Source organism: Bradyrhizobium sp. JR3.5 (assembly GCF_054057015.1).
On record NZ_JBSRYV010000001.1, the window covers coordinates 1,637,638 to 1,657,953 of the forward strand.

Consider the following 20,316-nt stretch of genomic DNA (forward strand, 5'->3'; position numbering starts at 1 on the left):
CTTACGATTCCGCCTTGATCTTCTCGGCGGCCCGCGGCGCGAAATAGGTGAGGATACCGTCGGCGCCGGCGCGCTTGAAGCCGACCAGGCTCTCCATCATCGCGCGCTCGCCGTCGATCCAGCCATTGGCGGCGGCGCCTGCGATCATCGCGTATTCGCCCGACACCTGGTACACGAAGGTCGGCATCGCGAAATGGTCCTTCACGCGACGGACGATGTCGAGATAGGGCATGCCCGGCTTCACCATCACCATGTCGGCGCCCTCGGCGATGTCGAGCTCGACCTCGCGGAGCGCCTCGTCGGAATTGGCGCTGTCCATCTGATAGGTGCGCTTGTCGCCGGTCAGCGTCTTGGCCGAGCCGATCGCGTCGCGGAACGGACCGTAGAAGGCGGAAGCATATTTTGCCGCATAGGACATGATCTGGACGTCGCCGAAGCCGTTGTCGTCGAGCGCCTCGCGGATCGCGCCGATCCGGCCATCCATCATATCCGACGGCGCGATCACGTCGCAGCCGGCCTCGGCCTGGGTCAGCGCCTGCTTGACCAGCACCGCGACGGTCTCGTCGTTGAGGATCTTGCCGCCCTCGATCAGCCCGTCGTGGCCATGGCTAGTGAAGGGATCGAGCGCGACGTCGCAAAGCACGCCGATGTCGGGAAATTCCTTCTTGATCGCGCGCACCGCTTGGCAGACCAGATTGTCGGGGTTGAGGGCCTCCGAGCCTTGCTCGTCGCGCAGGGCCGGCTCGGTGAAGGGGAACAGCGCGATGCAGGGGATATTGAGTTTTGCGGCACGCTCGGCGTCGCGGACGATCTGGTCGACCGTGAGCCGATCGACCCCGGGCATCGAAGCCACCGGCGTACGGGCGTTGTGGCCATCGACCACGAACATCGGCCAGATCAGGTCGTCGGTAGTCAGCACGTTCTCGCGCACCAGGCGGCGGGCCCATTCCGATTTGCGATTGCGGCGCATCCGGATCGTGAGGTCGAGCGAGGGGGAGGCGAGGGCATCAGTCTGGCGCCGCGGCGCATCGCGCAGTTCGATCGGACGCCCGAATTTGATCGCCATGTCTTGTTCTCCTCGACGGACGGCTGGTCTGGACTTGATATAAGTCCGCTTCTAGCACCTGTCAGGGGCGCCGTCATTGCGCCGCTATTGCACCCCTGTTGCATTCTTGGCGCCCTTGATTTGCCGCAACGGCGATTGATTTTTGGCCCCCGGGCGGGCCAAGACTGCGCCATGAACCCCATTTTGCAGCCGCCATTCGGCGATTCGGATGTCTGACACCTCTGCACGCGATCAGGCGCGGGACAACGCCATCTCGGTGAGCGCGATCTCGTCCGACCGGATCGAGCCGGACGACAATGCGTGGACGCGGCGCCTCGTCATCTTCCTGCGCATCATGGCCGTCGTCTCGGTCGCCAAGGGCCTCTATCACTGGGCCCAGGTGACGGGCTTTGTCGGCGGTGAGGAGGAGGCCTTCGAGAACCAGTCGATGGCCTGGCAGACCGCCACGATCTATTTCGCCGTCATCGAGCTCGTCGCCGCTGTCGGGCTCTGGCTCGCGACGCCGTGGGGCGCCGTGGTCTGGCTGACCACTGTGGTGTCGATGGCAGTCATCGAGCTGATGTTTCCGGGCATCTATGGCGGCAGCCTCACCGTGGTCGGGCTCGAGGCCCTGATGCTCGCGGCCTATCTTGCGCTCGCCATGGATGTCGGCGCGCGAACGCCCGCCATAGGCCCGCGCGCTGCAATGGCTTAATGCACTGTTGCCCGGCTGCGACAGCGCGGCGATTAGCTCACGATGACTGACAATATATCGCGGTCGTGCGCGCAACGAGAAGACAGCGTCGTTGGTTCTGCTAGGTGGATGCCTCAGATCGCATCCCATTTAAGGCGTCCCATCGCGGCAGCGCCTTTGCGGGACCTGCCGTCGGGACCCATTTCACCGGATCTCGGCGCGTGTGCCGGCCGGCTTTGCGCGGGCCGACGGCGGAACCGATCTGGCCGCGGCGATGAACGGGGGCCGCTTGCGCGCATCCCACGCGTCCCGCCCCGATGCACTCCCATAAAATTTTCGGAGAATTTTCCGGTAACCGATCGGTCACCGTAAAGGGTTCCCTCATACCCGTTACGCCACCGTTTCGAATTCGGACGCTGCTGTTTCCGAATGTGACAGGTGAGGCACACGAAGCGTGAACAGGGGCCCGCCACCGTCAATGAACAGTTGCGAAAAGTCCTTGATCCATGGGCTTAATCCACGATTCACTGTCTTAAATTCATGATCTCTTTATTCTCTTATTTAAGCGGATATTCAAACGGCCCCCTTACGTTGGACCTATCAGGCGGGACACAAGTTTCGTCGAAATAAAGTCGATAAAAACGACAAACAGGGGAAGTGTCATGATGAAAGCCGTTGCGACAACGGCGGCGGATGCCGCTGATCGCGCTACCGGTCAAGCTCCGGTGCAGCCGCTCTATCTCGAAGCCCTGACTTTGGTGGAGCGGCTGCATCGCCGGCTCCTCGACGTCATCAAGGACGAATTCGATCGTCGTGGTCGCGCCGACATCAACTCGGTGCAGGCGCTGCTCCTCTACAATATCGGTGACAAGGAACTGACCGCCGGCGAGCTGCGCACCCGCGGCTACTATCTCGGCTCCAACGTCTCCTACAATCTGAAGAAGCTCGTCGAGCTCGGCTTCCTCGATCACCAGCGCTCGCGTGTCGATCGTCGCTCGGTCCGCATCCGTCTGACCCCGCAGGGCCAGGAAGTGCGCAAGATCGTCGATGCGCTCTATCAGAAGCACGTCAAGACGGTCGAGCAGGTCGGCGGCATCTCGAACGAGGAGTTCGCGAGCCTAAACAAGTCGCTGCACCGCCTCGAGCGCTTCTGGACCGACCAGATCCTGTATCGCCTCTGAGCCTTCCTCTTCTTGCCTGATGGCCAAGCCGGCCGCTTGAGAAGACCGGCAGCCTCCCTCCAGTCAACGCATCGGTCATGCCCGGCCGATGCGTTTTTCATGCTGCACCTGCGAAAATAAATAGGTCCGGCGAGGAACCAAGCCGCTTCCTGCGCTTTATCCCGTCTCCCAACGGAGAGGCAGGGATATGCTGGTCGAACGCGGGATTGAGGTGCTGAATGTCGAGGTCGTCGGTGACGCCTACGCGATCGCCTCGAATTATCTGCGCAAATCCGGCGCCATTCCTGACACTTTCGCCACCAATGAGCGCCTGCTCGGCATCGTCGTGAAGCTGTTCCAGCGCGGTGAGCTGAACCGACTCCGCCTCGCCAACAAGGCGATCGCGAAGTTTGAGGCCGAGACGCTGGTGGTCGCCTGAGCGTCAACCCGGAGACATCAATGGAAGCCGCGATCGATCGGATCATGCAGACGTATGATCTGCTGCTCAACCGCACGTCCGCTGCAAGCGACGAAGCACGGGCGAAGGTGACAGAGTACGTGCAGACGCTGTTCGAGGCGGGCGAGCGCGATACGCATCGATTGACCGTGTGCGGGCTGACCTATCTGCGCCAGCTCGACGGCAGCACCGACCATGTGAAGGCCGGGTTTACCGGGCTGTAGGGCGTACTTTTTGTCGTCCCTGCGAGATTCAATTGTCAAACAGCCACTCGGTGTCATCACCCGCGCATGCGGGTGATCCAGTATTCGAGAGACGCCTGTGCTTGAGCCGAGAGGCCGCGGCGTACTGGATCGCCCGGTCGAGCCGGGTGATGACAGTGTCGGTGGGGACGTAGCTTCGTATTCTCGCGATACGAATTGTCCGAGTCTTGCTCTTCGTTTCACCCTCTCTTGGATCAGAGGGCGCAGGGAAAGCCGGGTGCCGATCGCACCCATGGGCCCCGAGCAATGGGTAGAAAGCTCGGGGGTAGGACCACAGGTGTAACCGGAGCAATCCGGCTTTCCCTGCGCGATGGGTTACGGCTTATTTCGTGCTCTCCCCGGCGAGACTGGGCTTGCTTGTCACCGCCTTCACAAGACGCGTCAGCGTTTTGTGAAAAGACACCTGCCGCTAGGGCGTCAGGACCAAACGACTTCACCGTCCGCATCACGCGCATTCGTCGACTGCGCGATCAGCGTCCACCGCATCTCACCGCAGCACCCGTGACGATGCGCAGCGCCCCGCGATCGGGTGAGATGGGCAAACCATACATTGAGTTATATTTCGGATAAAGCGAATCAATTTTGCGCGAGGCGGTTCACAGGTTTTGCTGAGTTGCCCGTCGGGTCGTTTGCCGCACGTCGCGGGGAGGCGGTGCCGTGCAAGCACGCGGCTTGTTTTGTGCGGCTCTTGGTGTGTCCCGGAAACGCCGCCGGCCCGGTTCCGCCGCCGGAACACCGTACTGATCCGGATTTCATCAAAAGCCAGGATGGTCGTAATACAACTCTGCCGGCACTGCTTTTTTTTACCGAGCATTTCTTAACTTTTGAGTTTTTACAGATCCATTCCAACCGGCAGAAAAGGACCGTCCATGTGACGGTCCTTTTCGATTGGATTGCTCACCGCAGCAGAAGCCACGCCACGCTGGCAAGCAGGCCCATCAGCGACACCACCGCCGCGCAGACAAAGGCAAGCTCCACGCCGTCGAAATGGTGATGGTTGCGGTGATGGTTCGCCTGCATCGTCGCCCTCCTAGATGGGCGTCCGTTGACCTGGGGACATCAGCCATTCCGACATGTGCGCGGCGGCTTCATTATGCTGCGCTCGCTGCAGTAGCGCGTCACGGTTTCGACCGCCGGGAAGTTGCCCGGCACGGTCGCGAAGTTCTTTCGCTCCCTGCGTGAACCGGATTTCGAGCGCATCGGCTTGCTTCACGCGGCGGCGGATTTGTCCCATGCATTTTCCCTTTATCGGTTCCTGCCCGGAACAAGAGCCCAATTGTCGGGATACCGTAAGGTTCCAAGCTCAAAGCTCCTTCAGCAGCCAATTCCATTACTCCAATGCGTGCGGGAAGAGCGTTGCCGCGCGTCGGCGCAATCCCGTTCACCTGACCCCGGTTCGAGATCCGGCGGTTGTCCTCACGCCAGGTGGACCGCGGCGCGGATCGGGGGAGATACGCACCGGCGATGTGGCGGTGAGCTCCGGTCCCGGCCCGTCGCAGGCGGGGAAGGTATTCTTCAGCCATGTCAATGCTCGTGCCATCGAGGCTGTGTGCCTCCTGATGGTTGATTCCCTTGATCTCGAAACGCTCATGTCGGTTATCCCATGATGCCGCTTCCTCGGCATGCACAACCGTCCCTTCGCGATGCGAGCGCGAATGAATGAAGCGGCCCAGCTTTTCGAATTGAAAATTGCCGGGACGGAATTTTCTCCGCGCTCCCGACTATGACAGACAACTCTGTGCTTGCCGTTCTGGTTCCTGGCAAAGCGACGGTCGATGCGATCCGCCGTCATATTGGCGGGCTTCGCGCCGCCGCTTCGAAGTCAAAACTGAAATGGTGCGACCGAAACGGACAATTTTCCGTCGGCTGATTTTTGCGCGGTGAACTCCACCTCTTTTGACGCCCTGACGTCGCCGACGGATACCGAAATCGCGCCGCTGCACTGCAGGGTTCGCTTGTCCTTGCTCGTCGAAGTCGTGACGATTCTTTCACCGAGCAGGTATTGTGGTTGAAAGTCTTGCGGATCGGGCTTGGCCGTCGACTCCCTGGCGGCGTAGTTGACCAGCGGATTGCGATGGTCATCGGCAATGGCCTGGAGCACGGCCTTTCGGGTGTCGATCGAATCGCACGCGAGCTGATCGCCACAACCGCTCAGAACAAGCAGAAGCGCAAAACCCATGAGCGAAAGCAGTCGTGACGACATGACAATACTTTGTGCGTGGATGGATGGATGCTTTCCGACAACCGACCCCGAGGAGCATGGTTCCTGCGCGCCCTCTTGAGCGCGCGGCCGCCCCACTGCCGGACGACGGCTTTGCCCGGTCTGAAGAGAAAGACGGGAAGCTACCGGAGCCTCGCCTGACCAGTCTGGCCTTTGGCGAGGTCGCTCACGAGTCGCCCGAGCAGCGGGCGAGGGACACATATCCAAACCGATCGACACCCAGCACAGCCGCTGATCCCTGACGGTCCGTGGCCCTTGTTCTGTCGAGGAACCAACAAAAATCGACAGAGTAGACTCGCAGCTCCCGGCCTTTGCCCCCAAGCCCTCCGGGAGTAGCGATCCCCGGCGCTGTGAAACCTCCGGCGCCCGGGGATCGTTGGTTTGCGGATCAAGCAAGCAATCTTGAAACCGAAACACGTCCAAGGGTTGGTCGGTGGGTTGGTCGGTTGTCGCGTGTTCGTTGCCTTCCGCTAGCGGTATCGTCATCAACGCGGGGAATCCGGCTTCACTGCCTCTTGTTCGCCCGGCTGCGGCGAAGTTCGAGGTGCAAGCAAAAGCCCCAGCGCGGGAATGCGCCGGGGCTCGTGTTTCCGCTTTGCTCGTCAACCTGCGTGATCGGCAATGCATCGCCGAGCAGACGGACTTTCGGTGTTACTTGTTCTCTGGGATCCAGGTCGTACTGGCCCGATCGTACTTGAAGCCCGGTGCAGCCTTCAGGCTGTCCTTGGTCTCGTCGAGCGTGAGCCACCACTTGTCGTCCTTCTTTTGCGATTTGACGGCCGTGTACGGCACGATCACGTCCTTCTCGCCGGCGCCGAGAAAGCCGCCGACGCCGACGACGAGGCCGGTGACCTTGCCCGCCTTGTCGACAAGCACGTCGTCGATCGTCCCGATCTTGGATTCCTTCGGATCATAGACATTCTGCTTGTAATAGTTGGTGATGGTCCAGCTGTCCGTCGGGGCGGCGGGCATCGTGGTCGCCGCATGCGCGGCGGTAGCGAACGCCGCAGCCAAGATGCAGCCGATAGCAAACTTCTTCATAAGGGAAACTCCTCGCCTTCAGTGGAGATGACCGATCCGGCAGATGCCGTCACCCAGGATGACGACTGCCGGCACGGCCCAAAGTATGGTGACTGGCGCGCTCGGCGCCCATTAGTCGGACGTGCAGACCTTGACAGTCTTCATGCCGGTCTCGGCTTCGGAGCGCGTCTTGTAGATCGTGCCCGACGGACTGACGACGGTGGTCGTCGTGTCGACCGGCTTCTGATCGACGACCGTGCACTTCTTCGTTTTCACGTCTTGCACGACGTAGAATTCGTCCGCTGCAAATGCAGGCGTGACAAAAGCGGCAAGCAACGCTGCCGCGACAATCGTTTTAACGTTCATGTTCTCTCCTCCAATGCCGTATCTATCGGCGGAGGTGGAACGGGAAGAACTAGCAATGGTTCCTAGAGCTGAACCACCGGCAGTACCGTGCTGCGCGCCGCGCTGCCGCGACGGAATTTTTTGATCAGCGACATTAGCTATTCCGACTTCGAGCGAGCCGGCCGGCTCCCGGCTCGAATCAAGGCAAGCGAAAACCGACTGTCGAGGTGCGGCGATATGCAGCACGGCCTGGTTGTGGCGTCGGGCTTGCCGAAGGCTGTGGCTAATGGTCGCTAAGAACGCGCAGACGCGAGCTCGGCGCGCGATTCCAAAACCCGAGGGACCGCGCGTTTCGATCGACGATGCGACCACGCGACTGGACGCAGCCGGCGATCGGCAAGCCGCGTCTGAAAATCCAGGAGGAAGCCTCATGATCTCGTCCCACATGCGCCTGTTCGGCGCGGTTGTCGCGCTATTGCTTGGGGCGAACGGTCCGGCGTCCCGCGCAGCAGCTCGAGCTCAAGCTGATGGCGCCCGCAGCGCCCGGCGGCGGCTGGGACCAGACCGCACGTTCGATGCAGCAGGCGCTGGTCGCCGCCGGTGTCGCGCGCAGCGTCCAGGTCACCAACGTGCCCGGTGCCGGCGGCAGCGTCGGCATCGCGCAGTTCGTCAACGGCGCCAAGGGCGACGGCAACCAGATGATGGTGAACGGCTTCGTCATGGTGGGCGCGCTCGCCATGAACAAGTCGCCGGTGACGCTGGACCAGGTGACGCCGATCGCGCGCCTCACCGAGGAGACCCAGGTCATCGTGGTGCCGGCGAGTTCGCCGATCAAGACGGCGCAGGACCTCGCCGCCGCGCTCAAGGCCGATATTGCCAAGGTGACCTTTGCCGGCGGCTCGGCCGGCGGCGTCGACCACGTGATGGCGGCGCTGTTCGCAGGCACGGTCGGCGCCGATGCGAAGAAGATCAATTACATTCCGTTCTCGGGCGGCGGCGAGTCGCTCGCCGCCATTCTCGGCGGCAAGGTCACGGCCGGCATTTCCGGCCTCAGCGAGTACGAAGGCCAGATCAAGGCCGGCAAGCTGCGCGCGCTCGGCGTGACCTCGGCGCAGCGTCTGCCCGGCGTCGACATCCCGACCTTCAAGGAGCAGGGGATCGAGCTGGTGCTGGCCAATTGGCGCTCGGTGGTCGCACCGCCCGGCATCACGCCGGAGCAGCGCAAGGTGCTGAGCGACGCTGTCGAGAAGATGGCGAAATCCGATGCCTGGAAGAACATCCTGAAGCAGAAGGGCTGGGATGACGCCTATCTCGGCGGCGATGCCTTCGCCGATTTCCTGAAGAAGGAGATCGCGCGCGTGACCGAGGTGCTGAAGTCCGTCGGCCTCGTGAAGTCATGACGCCGGACACGGCTTCGGAAAATCTCCCGCGCGCGCCGGCACGGCGCGTCGATCGCGCCGGCGTCGCGATCGCCGCCGCGCTTGCCGGGCTCGCCGCGGTGCTGGTCTGGGACGCGGGCAAGCTGCCGTCCACCACGATGTACGGCATGGGGCCGGAGGCGATGCCGGTTGTCGTCGCGATCGGCCTTGTCATCCTCGCGGCCGGCAATCTGATCGACGCGCTGCGCGGCAAGCTGCCGCCGCGCGAGAGCATGGATCCGAAGCCGGTGTGGCTGATCATCGGCGGCCTGGCGCTGCTGATCGCCATTATCGGCCTCGGCGGCGGCTTCATCCTCGCCACCTCGGCGCTGTTCGTCACGACGTCTACCGCCTTCGGCCGACGCGCCGTCGCGGCCGACACCGCGATCGCGCTCGTGATCACGACACTCATCTATCTCGCGTTCGACAAACTGTTGACGCTGAGCCTGCCCGCCGGCCCGCTGGAGCGACTGCTGTGATGGACACCTTCGCCGCGCTGGCGCACGGCATGGCGGTCGCCATGCAGCCGATGAACCTGCTCTATGCCCTGATCGGCGTGTTCCTCGGCACCGCGGTCGGCGTGCTGCCCGGCATCGGTCCGGCGCTGACGGTCGCGCTGCTGCTCCCGGTGACCTACAAGCTCGATCCCGGCGGCTCGCTGATCATGTTCGCCGGGATCTATTATGGCGGCATGTATGGCGGCTCGACCACCGCGATCCTGATCAACACGCCGGGCGAGAGCGCGTCGATGGCGACCGCGCTCGAAGGCAACAAGATGGCCAAGGCCGGCCGCGGCGGCCCGGCGCTGGCGACTTCGGCGATCGGCTCGTTCGTGGCCGGCACCATCGCCACCATCGGCCTCGCGTTCCTCGCGCCATGGCTGGTCGACGTCGCGGTTCGGTTCGGGCCGGAGGATTACTTCGCGCTGATGTGCGTCGCCTTCGTCACGGTATCGGCGACCTTCGGTGACTCGCCGATCCGTGGGCTCACCAGCCTGTTCATCGGTTTGACGCTCGGGCTGGTTGGCATCGACAAGCTCACCGGCCAGGCGCGGCTTGCGTTCGGCATCCCCGAACTGCTCGACGGCGTCGAGGTGACGACGCTCGCGGTCGGCCTGTTCGCGGTCGGGGAGGCGCTCTATGTCGCCTCGCACCGGCATCACGCCGAGGAGAAGCTCGAGCCGGTGCGCGGCTCGCTGTGGATGACGCGGGAGGATTGGCGGCGCTCGTGGAAGCCGTGGCTGCGCGGCACGCTGTTCGGCTTTCCGATCGGGGCGCTGCCGGCCGGTGGCGCGGAGATCCCGACCTTCCTGTCCTATTCAACTGAGCGGCGGCTGACCAAACATCCGGAGGAATTCGGCAAGGGCGCGATCGAGGGCGTCGCGGGACCCGAAGCCGCCAACAACGCGTCCGCCGCGGGCACGCTGGTGCCGCTGTTGACTCTTGGGCTGCCGACCTCGGCCACCGCGGCGATGATGCTTGCGGGCTTCCAGCAATACGGGCTCAATCCGGGGCCGCTATTGTTCGCGGAGCGGCCCGATCTGGTGTGGGGCCTGATCGCGAGCCTGTTCATCGCCAACGGCATGCTGCTGGTGCTCAATCTGCCGCTGGTCGCGCTGTGGGTGCGGCTGCTCGCGATCCCGCAGCCATGGCTCTATGCCGGCATCCTGGTGTTCGCGACCATGGGCACGATCGCGGCGAAGCCGTCGGTCGTCGAGCTGTCGATGCTGGCGGCGGTCGGCGTGATGGGCTTTTTGATGCGGCGGTTCGATTTCCCGATCGCGCCCGTCGTCATCGGATTGATCCTCGGGCCGATCGCGGAAAGCCAGTTGCGCCGCGCGCTGGCGATCAGCCTCGGCGATCCCATGGTGCTGCTGCAAAGCCCGATGTCGGCTGCGCTGCTCGGCATCGCGCTGATCGCGATGCCTGCACCGTTCGTGCTTAGGGGACTGGGGCGTTTCAAGGCGAACGAAGATTAGGACGTGAATCCATCGGCCGCGTCGAGACGGACGGTAACGCTGCCAACATTTGCGTGATCGGGAAATATCCATGCTCCGATCTCGGTCTTCCTTTCAGCAACGCACATGCCTCGCCCGCGCGAGGCGCTATCAAGGCGGCTGAACGATGAAGATGATCTACCTTCTGGCGGCGCTCGTGCTGGCGCCATCTCTTGCGACTCAGGCCTTCGCTCATGCGCGAACCGGCAAAGGCAGCGATCGAACGCATGTCGGCACAGGACCGACAATCGGCAACGGACTGCAGGGATACGGGATCGTCGGTCGTCAGATCGCGGCTCCGCCGTGGAGTTCGGCCTGCATGAACGACACAGGCTCACGACAATGCGACGAGCCCATGTGGGTCTATGGCAGCCCCGACTACGTCGCGCAGTTCAGGAGTGCATTCTGATATCGATCCGCGGGCGGCCGGCGCGACGGGCTCGGATGCCCTTGGGTTGCCGCGGGAAACCTTCGTCACCTAAAAGGCCCGCTCCGGGGCTCGCAATTCGGAGCGGGCCAGTCTGGGCGCGGCAACTGTAGCCGCGCCGCGAACCTAGCGCGACATGCTGACACCAGCCTGACGGCATCAAAAAAATGGAGAGGCGGCTGAACGCCGCCCCTCTGTCTCGATGATGGATTTGTGAACGAAATGTTTCGCGGCACGCTCACCATTTGTAGGCGAGGCTTGCCGTGATGCGCCGGCGATCGCCGTAGTAACAGGAATTGATGGTCGCGCAGCTCGCGACGTAGATCTTGTCGGTGACGTTCACGACATTGAGCGCGGCGCGCCAGTTGTTGTCCCATTCGTAGTGCAGGGCAAGGTCGCCGAGCGCGACTCCGGGGACGCGCGCGGTGTTCGCGATGTCGGCAAAGGACGAGCCGACATAGCGGACGCCGCCGCCGAAGCCGAAGCCGCTCAGCGGGCCGTCGCGGAAGGTGTAGTCGGTCCAGACCGAGGCGAGCTGCCGCGGGGTGTTGGTCGGCACGGTGCCGATCAGCGCGGGATTGAGGTCCTTGCTGACGAACAGCTCGTAGTTGGTGTAGCTCGCCACCAGCTTGAAATCCCGCGTGACGTTCGCCACCGCCTCGAGCTCGACGCCGCGCGAGGTGACCTCGCCATTCTGGGTCTGGAACAGCGTATTGTTCGGATCTGTTGTCAGCGCGTTCTTGCGCTTGAGGTCGAACAGCGCGACGCCGAACCGCGCGTTGAGCCCGACCGGCTCGTACTTGACGCCGACCTCGGTCTGCTCGGAGGTCTCCGGCAGCAGCAACTGGCCCGCCGCATTGGTGCCGATGACCGGATTGTAGCCGGTCATGTAGGAGACGTAGGGCGCGACGCCGCTGTCGAAATTGTAGATCGCGCCGACCCGGCCGGAGAACTTGCTGTCGTCGCGGCTCTGATCGGCGCCGATCCGGTTGTTGTTGGTGAGATCGACCCAGTCCTGGCGTCCCGACAGCACGACCGTGAGGCGGTCGAGCTTGACCTGGTCCTGCAGATAGAGTCCGGCCATGCCCTGGGTGAGATAGGCGTTCTGATACAGCGGGCCGCCATACGGCAGGTTGTTGCCGTAGACCGGATTGAACACGTTGAGATTCGTGCCCATGCCAAAACCCTGCCGGTCGTCGATGCCGTAATATTTCAGATCGACGCCGACCAGCGCGGTGTGCTGCAGCGCGCCGGTTGAGAAGCGATATTCGAGCTGATTGTCGAGGTTGAGCTGCGTGGCGATGCCGCGGGAGTAGAAATTGCCGCGGGAGATGTCGGCGGCCGCCGGCGTCGTCGCGTAGCCGAGCCCGTAGAGCCCGGCGTAATAGACGTCGACATGCGCCATGCGCGCGTTCTGGCGGAAGTCGACGTTATCAGTCACGCTCTTCTGGAACTGATGGCCGACCATCTCCTGGTCGCGGCGGAACTGGTCGACGCTGGGATCGCCGGCGAACAGGCTGGTCGGAATCCGGCCGAACGGCGCGTTGGTGACGGTGCCGACATAGGGCAGGAAGTTCAGCGCGCGGGTGTTGCTGTGCGAGGCCATGCCGAACACGGTAAGGCTGGTGTCGGCGTCGGGCCGCCAGGTCACCGACGGGGCGAAGAAGAAGTTGTTGTCGTAGACATAGTCGGTCTGGGTGCCGCCGCCCTGGGCCTGGCCGACCAGGCGATATTGCACCTGGCCGCCGCCGGGCTGCGCCGCTGCGCCCCCGATGTCGAACTGGGTATAGGCGTTGCCGAAATTATTGACGCCGGTCTCGATGTAGCGAATGGGCTCCGCCTGCGGCAGCTTGCTCACCGCATTGACGAGGCCGCCCGGCGCCGAGCCGCCATACAGGATGCCGGACGGACCGCGCAGCACCTCGACGCGCTCGAGATTGAAGGGCTGCAGCTTCCAGCTCGCATAGGAGGTATAGAACAGCTGCAGGCCGTCGAGGAACAGCGACTCGTTCTGCGCGGGGAAGCCGCGGATCATGAACCAGTCGTTGCGGAAATCCGCGCCGTAGGTGCCGCCGATGACGCCCGGCGTGTAGCGTAGCACTTCGTCGAACTTGCTGACGATCTTCTGGTCGCGGATCTGCTCGGCGCTGATCACAGTCACCGATTGCGGCGTCTGGATGATCGGCGTGCTGGTCTTGGTGCCGCTGGCGCTCTGCCGCGCCAGGTAGCCGGTGACCGGGACGTTGGCGCGCTCGTGCCCAGCGCCGGCGCCTGCAGCCTGCTGTGCTGCCTGTGGCTGCGCTCCTGCCGGCGCGACCGTTGCGCGGCGCGCGGCGCTGCGTGCGCGCGTGGTCCGCTGCGACGGCTGCTGCGATCGCGCCGCTTGCCGGTGCGACGGCGCATCGACCGTCACTGACGGCAATTGCGTCTGCGCGAAGACCTCGTCCGGACCAGCAACCGAAAGCACCACCAGAGCCGAAGCAGCAAACCGCTGCGGCCGAATCCATCCGTCCGTCATTCAACGCCCCCAAAGAGAATTGTCTTCGGCGTCGTTATCACGGCGATTTTCGCGAACAGCCCGCGCGCGGTTAGAAGCTATCGAAGCTGTACGCAAAGCCGGTGTGTGTGACTGAGAGACAACGGAGTACGACGCACAATTGCACGCATCGCGTGAGAGGCTTGAATCGATCCAGTGTTGAACGATTCAAAAATCGAACGATTCAAAATCATCTCGTGACTCGAGCGTCATGATCGCGCGCGTGACGATCGAGAGAGACGGACGTCGGGTGATTGGGGGCGCTCTGGTGAAGTTCGAGGGCGCGGCTCGCCTTGAGGCGTCAGCCTCGGCTGGTCGCGCGATCGGGAAGGGGCGTCCCATCCGCCCCCGCGGGCCCCGGCAGCTATGGCCTGCGGGAGGCCCGGAACCGGGGCGGCGAGGGGCCGGCCCCGCCGGCTGGCAATCCCCGGCATCCCCACCATATCTGGCATAATTGACCGCCGCGGACCGCAACCGCTTGGCCATTTTGGGGTGATGTGATAACCCTCTGAAACCAGCTTCGACCGCCACTCGTGACCGTCCGCATCCCGTGTAAAGGCTTGCGGCGGTGGAGATATTTCGCCGATGACCTCATCCTCCAAGACCGCTGCAACGTCCGCTTCCGCGCCCGATTCCTTCTTCACGGCAACCCTTGCCGAGGCCGATCCCGAGATCGCTGCCGCGATCAAGGGCGAGCTCGGCCGGCAGCGCCATGAGATCGAGCTGATCGCCTCCGAGAACATCGTCAGCCGCGCGGTGCTGGAGGCGCAGGGCTCGGTGATGACCAACAAATACGCGGAAGGTTACCCGGGCGCGCGCTACTACGGCGGTTGCGAATGGGTCGACGTCGCCGAGAACCTGGCGATCGAGCGCGCCAAGAAGCTGTTCGGCGCCGGCTTCGCCAACGTCCAGCCGAACTCCGGCAGCCAGATGAACCAGGCGGTGTTTCTGGCGCTGCTGCAGCCCGGCGACACCTTCATGGGTCTCGACCTCGCGGCCGGCGGCCATCTCACCCACGGCTCGCCGGTCAACATGTCCGGCAAGTGGTTCAAGGCCGCGCATTACACCGTGCGCCGCGAGGACCAGATCATCGACATGGACGAAGTCCAGAAGCAGGCCGAGCAGGTCAAGCCGAAATTGGTCATCGCCGGCGGCTCGGCCTATTCGCGCGCCTGGGACTTCAAGCGCTTCCGCGAGATCGCAGACTCGGTTGGCGCGTATCTCCTGGTCGACATGGCGCATTTCGCGGGCCTCGTTGCCGGCGGCGTGCATGCCTCGCCGGTGCCGCATGCGCACGTCACCACCACGACGACGCACAAATCGCTGCGCGGTCCGCGCGGCGGCCTGATCCTCACCAATGACGAGACGCTCGCCAAGAAGCTGAACTCGGCGATCTTCCCCGGCCTGCAGGGCGGCCCGCTGATGCACGTCATCGCGGCCAAGGCGGTCGCGTTCGCCGAAGCGCTGCGGCCGGACTTCAAGGTCTACGCCAAGAACGTGGTCGAGAACGCCAAGGCGCTGGCGGAGACGCTGCGCGGCCACGGCCTCGACATCGTGTCCGGCGGCACCGACAACCATCTGATGCTGGTCGACCTCAGGCCGAAGGGCCTGAAGGGCAACATCTCCGAGAAGGCGCTGGTGCGCGCTGCGATCACCTGCAACAAGAACGGCATCCCGTTCGATCCCGAGAAGCCGTTCGTCACCTCGGGCCTGCGTCTCGGTACGCCGGCTGCAACCACCCGCGGCTTCGGCGTCGCCGAGTTCAAGCAGGTCGGCGGCATGATCGCGGAAGTGCTGAACGCGCTGGCGCAGTCGCCGGACGGCAAGGCGCCGCTGGTCGAGGCCGCGATCAAGGAACGCGTCAAGGCGCTGACCGATCGCTTCCCGATCTACCAGTAGCCGTTCGCTCGTAAAGGTCTCGTCGGATGCGCTGCCCGAGCTGCAATTCTCTCGATACGCAGGTCAAGGACTCGCGTCCGACCGAGGACTCCGCGGTTATCCGCAGGCGGCGCGTCTGCATGGCCTGCAACTTCCGCTTCACGACCTTCGAGCGGGTGCAGCTGCGCGAGCTGACCGTGATCAAGCGCAATGGCCGCCGCGTGCCGTTCGACCGCGACAAGCTGGTGCGCTCGCTGCAGATCTCGCTGCGCAAACGCCCGGTGGAATCCGAGCGGGTGGAGAAGATGGTGTCCACCATCGTCCGCGAGCTCGAAAGCGGCGGAGAGGCGGAGGTCTCCTCGGAGGCGATCGGAGAGATCGTGATGGAGCATCTGCGCCAGCTCGACGACGTCGCCTATGTGCGCTTCGCCTCGGTCTATCGTAATTTCCGCGAGGCCAAGGACTTTGAAGCCGTGCTCGACGAGCTGACCGGCGAAGACGACCCGCGGATCGCGACGTTGCGAAAATGATCTTCCGCATTCTGGAAGAGCAGCTCGGGCAGAAAGCCAAAGAGGCAAAGGAAACGGCAAAGGCCGCCGATCTGCGCTTCATGCAGCTTGCGCTCGCGCTCGGCCGACGCGGGCTCGGGCGCACTTGGCCCAATCCGGCGGTCGGCGCCGTCATTGTCAAGGATGGCGTGATTGTCGGCCGCGGCTGGACCCAGCCCGGCGGCCGCCCGCATGCCGAGGTCGAGGCATTGAGGCGCGCGGGTGACGCGGCGCGCGGCGCCACGCTCTATGTCACGCTCGAACCCTGCTCGCATTTCGGCCGCTCGCCGCCCTGTGCGGATGCCGTCGTCGCGGCCGGGCTCGCCCGCGTGGTTTCGGCGATCGAGGACCCCAATCCGGAGGTCGGTGGCAAGGGGCACGCCAAGCTGCGCGCCGCCGGCATCGCGGTCGATGTCGGGCTGTGTGCGGCCGAGGCCGCGCGCGACCATGCCGGGCATTTTCGCCGTATCACGGACAAGCGCCCGCACGTGATCCTCAAGCTCGCGGTGTCCGCCGACGACAAGATTGCAGCGGGTGGCCATAAGCCGGTAGCGATTACCGGCGAGGCTGCGCAGAGGCGCGTGCATCTGTTGCGCGCGCAGAGCGATGCGATCCTGGTCGGGATCGGCACGGTGAAGGCCGACGATCCGCTCCTGACCTGCCGGTTGCCCGGCATGGCGGCACGCTCGCCGGTGCGGGTGGTGCTCGATCGCGCACTGCGGATCTCCGGCGACAGCCGCCTGGTGCATTCGGCGCGCGAGACGCCGCTCTGGGTGATGACATCGGATCTTGCCGAGGCGCCGGCCGCGATGAAGCTCGGTGCTGCCGGGGCAGAGGTGATCCGCGTTGCGTCCAGCGCGCAGCCGGGGCTCGATCTGCCGGCGGTGTTGCATGCGCTGGCGGAGAAGGGCGTCACACGGCTGATGGTTGAGGGCGGCGCACGCGTGGCAAATTCTTTCGTGGCAGCCGGCCTGGTCGATGAAATCTGGCTGTTGCGCGGACCTGAACCGATCGGTGCCGATGGCGTTCCCGCGCTGGACGCATTGCCGCTGGCCGCAATCACGCAGTCGCCCGCCTTCCGCCTTCGTGCTAGCGAAACCCTCGATAACGACAGTCTCATGATCTACGAGCGTGCGTAATGTTTACCGGAATTGTCACCGATATCGGTGAGATCACCAGCCTGAAGCCCGTGGCGCAGGGGCAGCTGCACCGGATGCGGATTGCCTGCGACTACGACCAGACCACGATCGCCGACGGCGCCTCGATCGCCTGCAACGGCGTCTGTCTCACCGTGGTCGCCTCCGGCACGGCTGACGGCAAGACCTGGTTCGATGTCGATGCCGCGGCCGAGACGCTCGGCATGACCACCGCCAAGCACTGGGCGCAGGGTGGCCGGCTCAACCTCGAGCGTGCGCTCAAGATCGGCGACGAGCTCGGCGGTCACATCGTGGCCGGGCATGCCGACGGGATCGCCACCATCGTCAAGCGCGATGATCTGCCCGACATGGCGCGTTTCGAGCTGCGAACCAGCCGCGAACTCGCGCGTTTCATTGCGGCGAAGGGATCCATCACGCTGGACGGTGTGTCGCTGACCGTGAATACGGTCGACGACGTCACTTTTTCGGTGCTGATCATCCCGCACACGCTGTCCGTCACGACCCTGAGCGGCTGGAAGGCCGGCAGCGAGGTCAATATCGAGGTCGATCTGATGGCCCGCTATGCCGCGCGGCTGTCGGAGATGAAATAGCCTCGGCATTGCGGCGGAGACAGACATCTTTATCTGCCTGTTCGCCTCGGGCGGCTTCCAGCCGGATGGCTTATGCATTGCGGGCTAAGCCGACCTGAAAAATCAGGCTGATCGCGGTGACATCCGGGCCAGTATTGCCCTTGGCTTTACCGCCTGCTGCGCCTAAAACGCAGCACAACTCCTCCCCAAGTTCCGATTGGTATTGCAATGGCTGACGCGCGGCGCGCACCCCTCAAGGACCAGACCGACATCACCGGCGCACGCGTGCTGATCGTCGAAGCCCGGTTTTATGACGACATCCAGGATGCGCTGCTGGAAGGCGCGCTCGCCGAGCTGAAGACGGCCGGTGCCAGCCACGACGTGATCACGGTGCCGGGCGCCCTGGAGATTCCGGCCGCGATCGCGATTGCGATCGACGCCGCGGCGGCAAACGGCAAGCCCTATGACGCGGCGATCGCGCTCGGCTGCGTGGTGCGCGGCGACACCATCCATTTCGAGATCGTCTCACAGGAGTCCTCGCGCGGATTGATGGATCTGGCCGTGAGCCGGAAATTCCCGCTCGGCAACGGCATCCTCACCGTCAACACCGAGGCGCAGGCCTGGGCGCGGGCGCGCGCCAGCGAGCTGAACAAGGGCGGCGACGCCGCACGCGCGGCGATCGCGATGCTGCGGATCAAACGCCGCCTGGCAAAGGCCTGACCATGGCTGACAACAAGAAGCCTGCGAAAGCCCCTGACAGGAAAGCCAACCGGCGCGGCGCGGCAAGGCTCGCCGCCGTGCAGGCGCTGTACCAGATGGACATTGGCGGCGCGGGCATCAACGACATCTTCGCCGAGTTTGAGAGCCACTGGCTCGGTAACGAGGTCGAGGGCGAGAAATACCTGCCGGCGGAAGCGGCGTTCTTCCGCGACGTCGTCTCCGGCGTGGTGCGCGACCAGGCCAAGCTCGATCCCCTGATCGACGAGGCGCTGTCGAAGGGTTGGCCGCTAAAGCGGATCGACGCGATCCTGCGCGCGGTGCTGAGGGCAGGGTCCTACGAGCTCGAGCACCGCCGGGACGTGCCGGGCCGCGTCGTGGTTTCCGAATATGTCGACGTCGCGCACGCCTTTGTCGAGAAGGACGAGACCGGCATGGTCAACGCGGTGCTCGACCAGATCGCGCGCCAGTTCCGCGGCGACGAGTTTGTGCGGGGTTAGATACCGCGATGCCGTCCCTCACGGTAGCCGTCACCCCGGCGATGAGCGCAAAGCGCTCACGCCTGAGGTGCCGTAGCGAAGCGGAGGCCTCGAAGGGCGGCGGCGTGGCGTTGTGGTCGCATCGGGGCCGTGCATCCTTCGAGGCTCGCTCCGCTCGCACCTCAGGATGACGGGTTGATGACCGAAGCAAGCAAACCGACCTCCGGCGAAGATGCCCTGATCGCGCGCTATTTCAGGCCGCTTGCGACCGACCCGGGCGCGTTCGGGCTCGACGATGACGCCGCCGCGCTGAGGGCGGCCGGCGAGGACATCGTGGTCACCACGGATGCCATCGTCGAGGGCGTGCATTTCCTTGCCGATGATCCGCCCGACACGCTGGCGCGCAAGGCGCTGCGGGTGAACCTCTCCGATATCGCGGCCAAGGGAGCTGTGCCGGCCGGCTTCGTGCTGACGCTGGCGCTGCGCCACGCCGAGGAGGCCTGGCTAAAGCCGTTCGCCCAGGCGCTCGGCGAGGATGCCGGCGATTACAGCTGCCCGCTGCTCGGCGGCGACACGGTCTCGACGCCGGGGCCGCTGATGATCTCGATTACCGCGTTCGGGCGGCTGCCTCAGGGCAAGATGGTGCACCGCGCGGGCGCAAAGGCCGGCGACCGCATGTTCGTGACCGGCACGATCGGGGATGCCGCGCTCGGCCTCGATGTGCTCCGGGGCGGCCCGGTCGCGGCGGCGCTGGCGGGCGATGCCGTCGGCCGGGATTTTCTTGCCGCGCGCTACCGAGTTCCGCAGCCGCGCAACGCCCTTGCCAAGGCCGTCCGCAACTACGCTAGCGCGGCGATGGACGTGTCCGACGGTCTCGCCGGCGATCTGGCCAAGCTTTGCGCGGCCAGCGGCGTGACAGCCGTGATCAATGTGCCGAGCGTCCCATTGTCGCCTGCGACCGCGGGGCTGCTCGCGCGCAAGGCGATCGGGATCGAGACCTTGGTGGCTGGCGGCGATGACTACGAACTCTTGTGCGCGGTCCCGGGCGATCGCGCGGACGCCTTTGTGCGCGAGGCACGGCAGGCCAAGGTCGCGGTCACCGCCATTGGCGGTCTCATTGCAGGCTTGTCACCGCCAAGCTTTCTCGACGGACAGGGCAGGGAACTGGCGCTGAAGCGGCTGTCCTACAGCCATTTCTAGAACGTCCGGCCGAAACGCGCCGACTTTCCTTCTAAATTGCTGCCGATATCGGCGTTTTCGGCCGTAGGTGGCGTTGCACAGCGGTAACGATTTTGGCAAGGTCGCGCCCGATTTGAGGCAATCCGTTTTTGGGGAGGATTGTCCTCGCAAAATAAGCGCCTGCCGCCCCCTAGCGGCACAAGGAAG

General features: G+C 64.3%; 20 protein-coding genes and 3 pseudogenes. 15 read left to right on the forward strand and 8 right to left on the reverse strand.

Going from position 1 to position 20,316, the window contains the following annotated elements:
• Position 1: 1 nt before the first annotated feature.
• Positions 2–1,066 (reverse strand): porphobilinogen synthase, encoded by a 1,065-nt coding sequence (gene hemB, locus ACVWW1_RS08255; protein WP_456655464.1) that lies wholly within the window; start codon positions 1,064–1,066, stop codon positions 2–4.
• A 208-nt stretch (positions 1,067–1,274) separates the two neighbouring features.
• On the opposite strand from hemB, the pseudogene ACVWW1_RS08260 reads away from it, so the two are divergent.
• From ACVWW1_RS08260 to ACVWW1_RS08275, 4 genes and pseudogenes are all read left to right on the forward strand, one after another.
• Positions 1,275–1,737 (forward strand): annotated as a pseudogene (locus ACVWW1_RS08260) (DUF6163 family protein).
• Positions 1,738–2,401: 664 nt separating this feature from the next.
• On the forward strand, positions 2,402–2,920 hold the full coding sequence (gene ldtR, locus ACVWW1_RS08265; protein WP_018271925.1) for a transcriptional regulator LdtR: 519 nt from the start codon (positions 2,402–2,404) through the stop codon (positions 2,918–2,920).
• A gap of 187 nt (positions 2,921–3,107) precedes the next feature.
• The gene (locus ACVWW1_RS08270; protein ID WP_176530919.1) at positions 3,108–3,338 is read left to right on the forward strand and encodes a hypothetical protein; all 231 of its coding nucleotides are present in this window, start codon (positions 3,108–3,110) and stop codon (positions 3,336–3,338) included.
• Positions 3,339–3,358: 20 nt separating this feature from the next.
• On the forward strand, positions 3,359–3,580 hold the full coding sequence (locus ACVWW1_RS08275; protein WP_092114742.1) for a hypothetical protein: 222 nt from the start codon (positions 3,359–3,361) through the stop codon (positions 3,578–3,580).
• A gap of 936 nt (positions 3,581–4,516) precedes the next feature.
• On the opposite strand, the gene ACVWW1_RS08280 is transcribed toward ACVWW1_RS08275, so the two are convergent.
• From ACVWW1_RS08280 to ACVWW1_RS08305, 6 genes and pseudogenes are all read right to left on the reverse strand, one after another.
• A complete protein-coding gene (locus tag ACVWW1_RS08280; RefSeq protein WP_275948955.1) occupies positions 4,517–4,639 on the reverse strand; it encodes a hypothetical protein in 123 nt (40 codons plus the stop codon).
• Positions 4,640–4,649: 10 nt separating this feature from the next.
• On the reverse strand, positions 4,650–4,853 hold the full coding sequence (locus tag ACVWW1_RS08285) for a hypothetical protein (RefSeq protein WP_456655465.1): 204 nt from the start codon (positions 4,851–4,853) through the stop codon (positions 4,650–4,652).
• A gap of 190 nt (positions 4,854–5,043) precedes the next feature.
• Positions 5,044–5,292, reverse strand: a pseudogene (locus ACVWW1_RS08290) (transposase); the annotation flags it as partial.
• A 149-nt stretch (positions 5,293–5,441) separates the two neighbouring features.
• Positions 5,442–5,822: a hypothetical protein gene (locus tag ACVWW1_RS08295; RefSeq protein ID WP_456655466.1), complete on the reverse strand. Its 381-nt coding sequence runs from the start codon at positions 5,820–5,822 to the stop codon at positions 5,442–5,444.
• A 669-nt stretch (positions 5,823–6,491) separates the two neighbouring features.
• Positions 6,492–6,881 carry a PRC-barrel domain-containing protein gene (locus ACVWW1_RS08300; protein ID WP_207829893.1) on the reverse strand — a complete coding sequence of 130 codons (390 nt, stop codon included), beginning with the start codon at positions 6,879–6,881 and terminating at the stop codon, positions 6,492–6,494.
• A 111-nt stretch (positions 6,882–6,992) separates the two neighbouring features.
• Complete coding sequence (locus ACVWW1_RS08305) at positions 6,993–7,226, reverse strand: hypothetical protein (protein ID WP_456656638.1); 234 nt, start codon at positions 7,224–7,226, stop codon at positions 6,993–6,995.
• A gap of 409 nt (positions 7,227–7,635) precedes the next feature.
• On the opposite strand from ACVWW1_RS08305, the pseudogene ACVWW1_RS08310 reads away from it, so the two are divergent.
• The 4 genes and pseudogenes from ACVWW1_RS08310 (at position 7,636) to ACVWW1_RS08325 (ending at position 11,028) form a co-directional block, all read left to right on the forward strand.
• Positions 7,636–8,605 (forward strand): annotated as a pseudogene (locus ACVWW1_RS08310) (Bug family tripartite tricarboxylate transporter substrate binding protein).
• Positions 8,602–9,102, forward strand: a complete 501-nt coding sequence (locus ACVWW1_RS08315) for a tripartite tricarboxylate transporter TctB family protein (RefSeq protein ID WP_456655467.1) — start codon at positions 8,602–8,604, stop codon at positions 9,100–9,102. Before ACVWW1_RS08310 ends, ACVWW1_RS08315 begins: the two are co-directional and overlap by 4 nt.
• Positions 9,102–10,601, forward strand: a complete 1,500-nt coding sequence (locus ACVWW1_RS08320) for a tripartite tricarboxylate transporter permease (RefSeq protein WP_456656639.1) — start codon at positions 9,102–9,104, stop codon at positions 10,599–10,601. Before ACVWW1_RS08315 ends, ACVWW1_RS08320 begins: the two co-directional genes overlap by 1 nt.
• Before the next feature lie 145 nt (positions 10,602–10,746).
• Positions 10,747–11,028 carry a hypothetical protein gene (locus ACVWW1_RS08325; RefSeq protein ID WP_456655468.1) on the forward strand — a complete coding sequence of 94 codons (282 nt, stop codon included), beginning with the start codon at positions 10,747–10,749 and terminating at the stop codon, positions 11,026–11,028.
• A 256-nt stretch (positions 11,029–11,284) separates the two neighbouring features.
• On the opposite strand, the gene ACVWW1_RS08330 is transcribed toward ACVWW1_RS08325, so the two are convergent.
• Positions 11,285–13,564, reverse strand: coding sequence for a TonB-dependent siderophore receptor (locus ACVWW1_RS08330; RefSeq protein WP_456655469.1), 2,280 nt, complete (start codon positions 13,562–13,564; stop codon positions 11,285–11,287).
• A 603-nt stretch (positions 13,565–14,167) separates the two neighbouring features.
• Here ACVWW1_RS08330 and glyA point away from each other — a divergent pair.
• The 7 genes from glyA to thiL all read left to right on the forward strand — a co-directional run bounded on the left by glyA (position 14,168) and on the right by thiL (position 20,130).
• Positions 14,168–15,481: a serine hydroxymethyltransferase gene (glyA, locus tag ACVWW1_RS08335; protein ID WP_456655470.1), complete on the forward strand. Its 1,314-nt coding sequence runs from the start codon at positions 14,168–14,170 to the stop codon at positions 15,479–15,481.
• Positions 15,482–15,507: 26 nt separating this feature from the next.
• Positions 15,508–15,990 carry a transcriptional regulator NrdR gene (gene nrdR, locus ACVWW1_RS08340; RefSeq protein WP_176530931.1) on the forward strand — a complete coding sequence of 161 codons (483 nt, stop codon included), beginning with the start codon at positions 15,508–15,510 and terminating at the stop codon, positions 15,988–15,990.
• The gene (gene ribD, locus ACVWW1_RS08345) at positions 15,987–17,147 is read left to right on the forward strand and encodes a bifunctional diaminohydroxyphosphoribosylaminopyrimidine deaminase/5-amino-6-(5-phosphoribosylamino)uracil reductase RibD (RefSeq protein ID WP_456655471.1); all 1,161 of its coding nucleotides are present in this window, start codon (positions 15,987–15,989) and stop codon (positions 17,145–17,147) included. Before nrdR ends, ribD begins: the two co-directional genes overlap by 4 nt.
• The gene (locus ACVWW1_RS08350; RefSeq protein WP_456655472.1) at positions 17,147–17,755 is read left to right on the forward strand and encodes a riboflavin synthase; all 609 of its coding nucleotides are present in this window, start codon (positions 17,147–17,149) and stop codon (positions 17,753–17,755) included. The genes ribD and ACVWW1_RS08350 overlap by 1 nt, the downstream gene beginning before the upstream one ends.
• Before the next feature lie 207 nt (positions 17,756–17,962).
• On the forward strand, positions 17,963–18,454 hold the full coding sequence (gene ribH / locus ACVWW1_RS08355; protein ID WP_092114727.1) for a 6,7-dimethyl-8-ribityllumazine synthase: 492 nt from the start codon (positions 17,963–17,965) through the stop codon (positions 18,452–18,454).
• A gap of 2 nt (positions 18,455–18,456) precedes the next feature.
• Complete coding sequence (gene nusB, locus ACVWW1_RS08360; protein WP_092114726.1) at positions 18,457–18,951, forward strand: transcription antitermination factor NusB; 495 nt, start codon at positions 18,457–18,459, stop codon at positions 18,949–18,951.
• A 177-nt stretch (positions 18,952–19,128) separates the two neighbouring features.
• Positions 19,129–20,130: a thiamine-phosphate kinase gene (gene thiL, locus ACVWW1_RS08365; protein WP_456655473.1), complete on the forward strand. Its 1,002-nt coding sequence runs from the start codon at positions 19,129–19,131 to the stop codon at positions 20,128–20,130.
• The last annotated feature ends 186 nt before the right edge of the window (positions 20,131–20,316 follow it).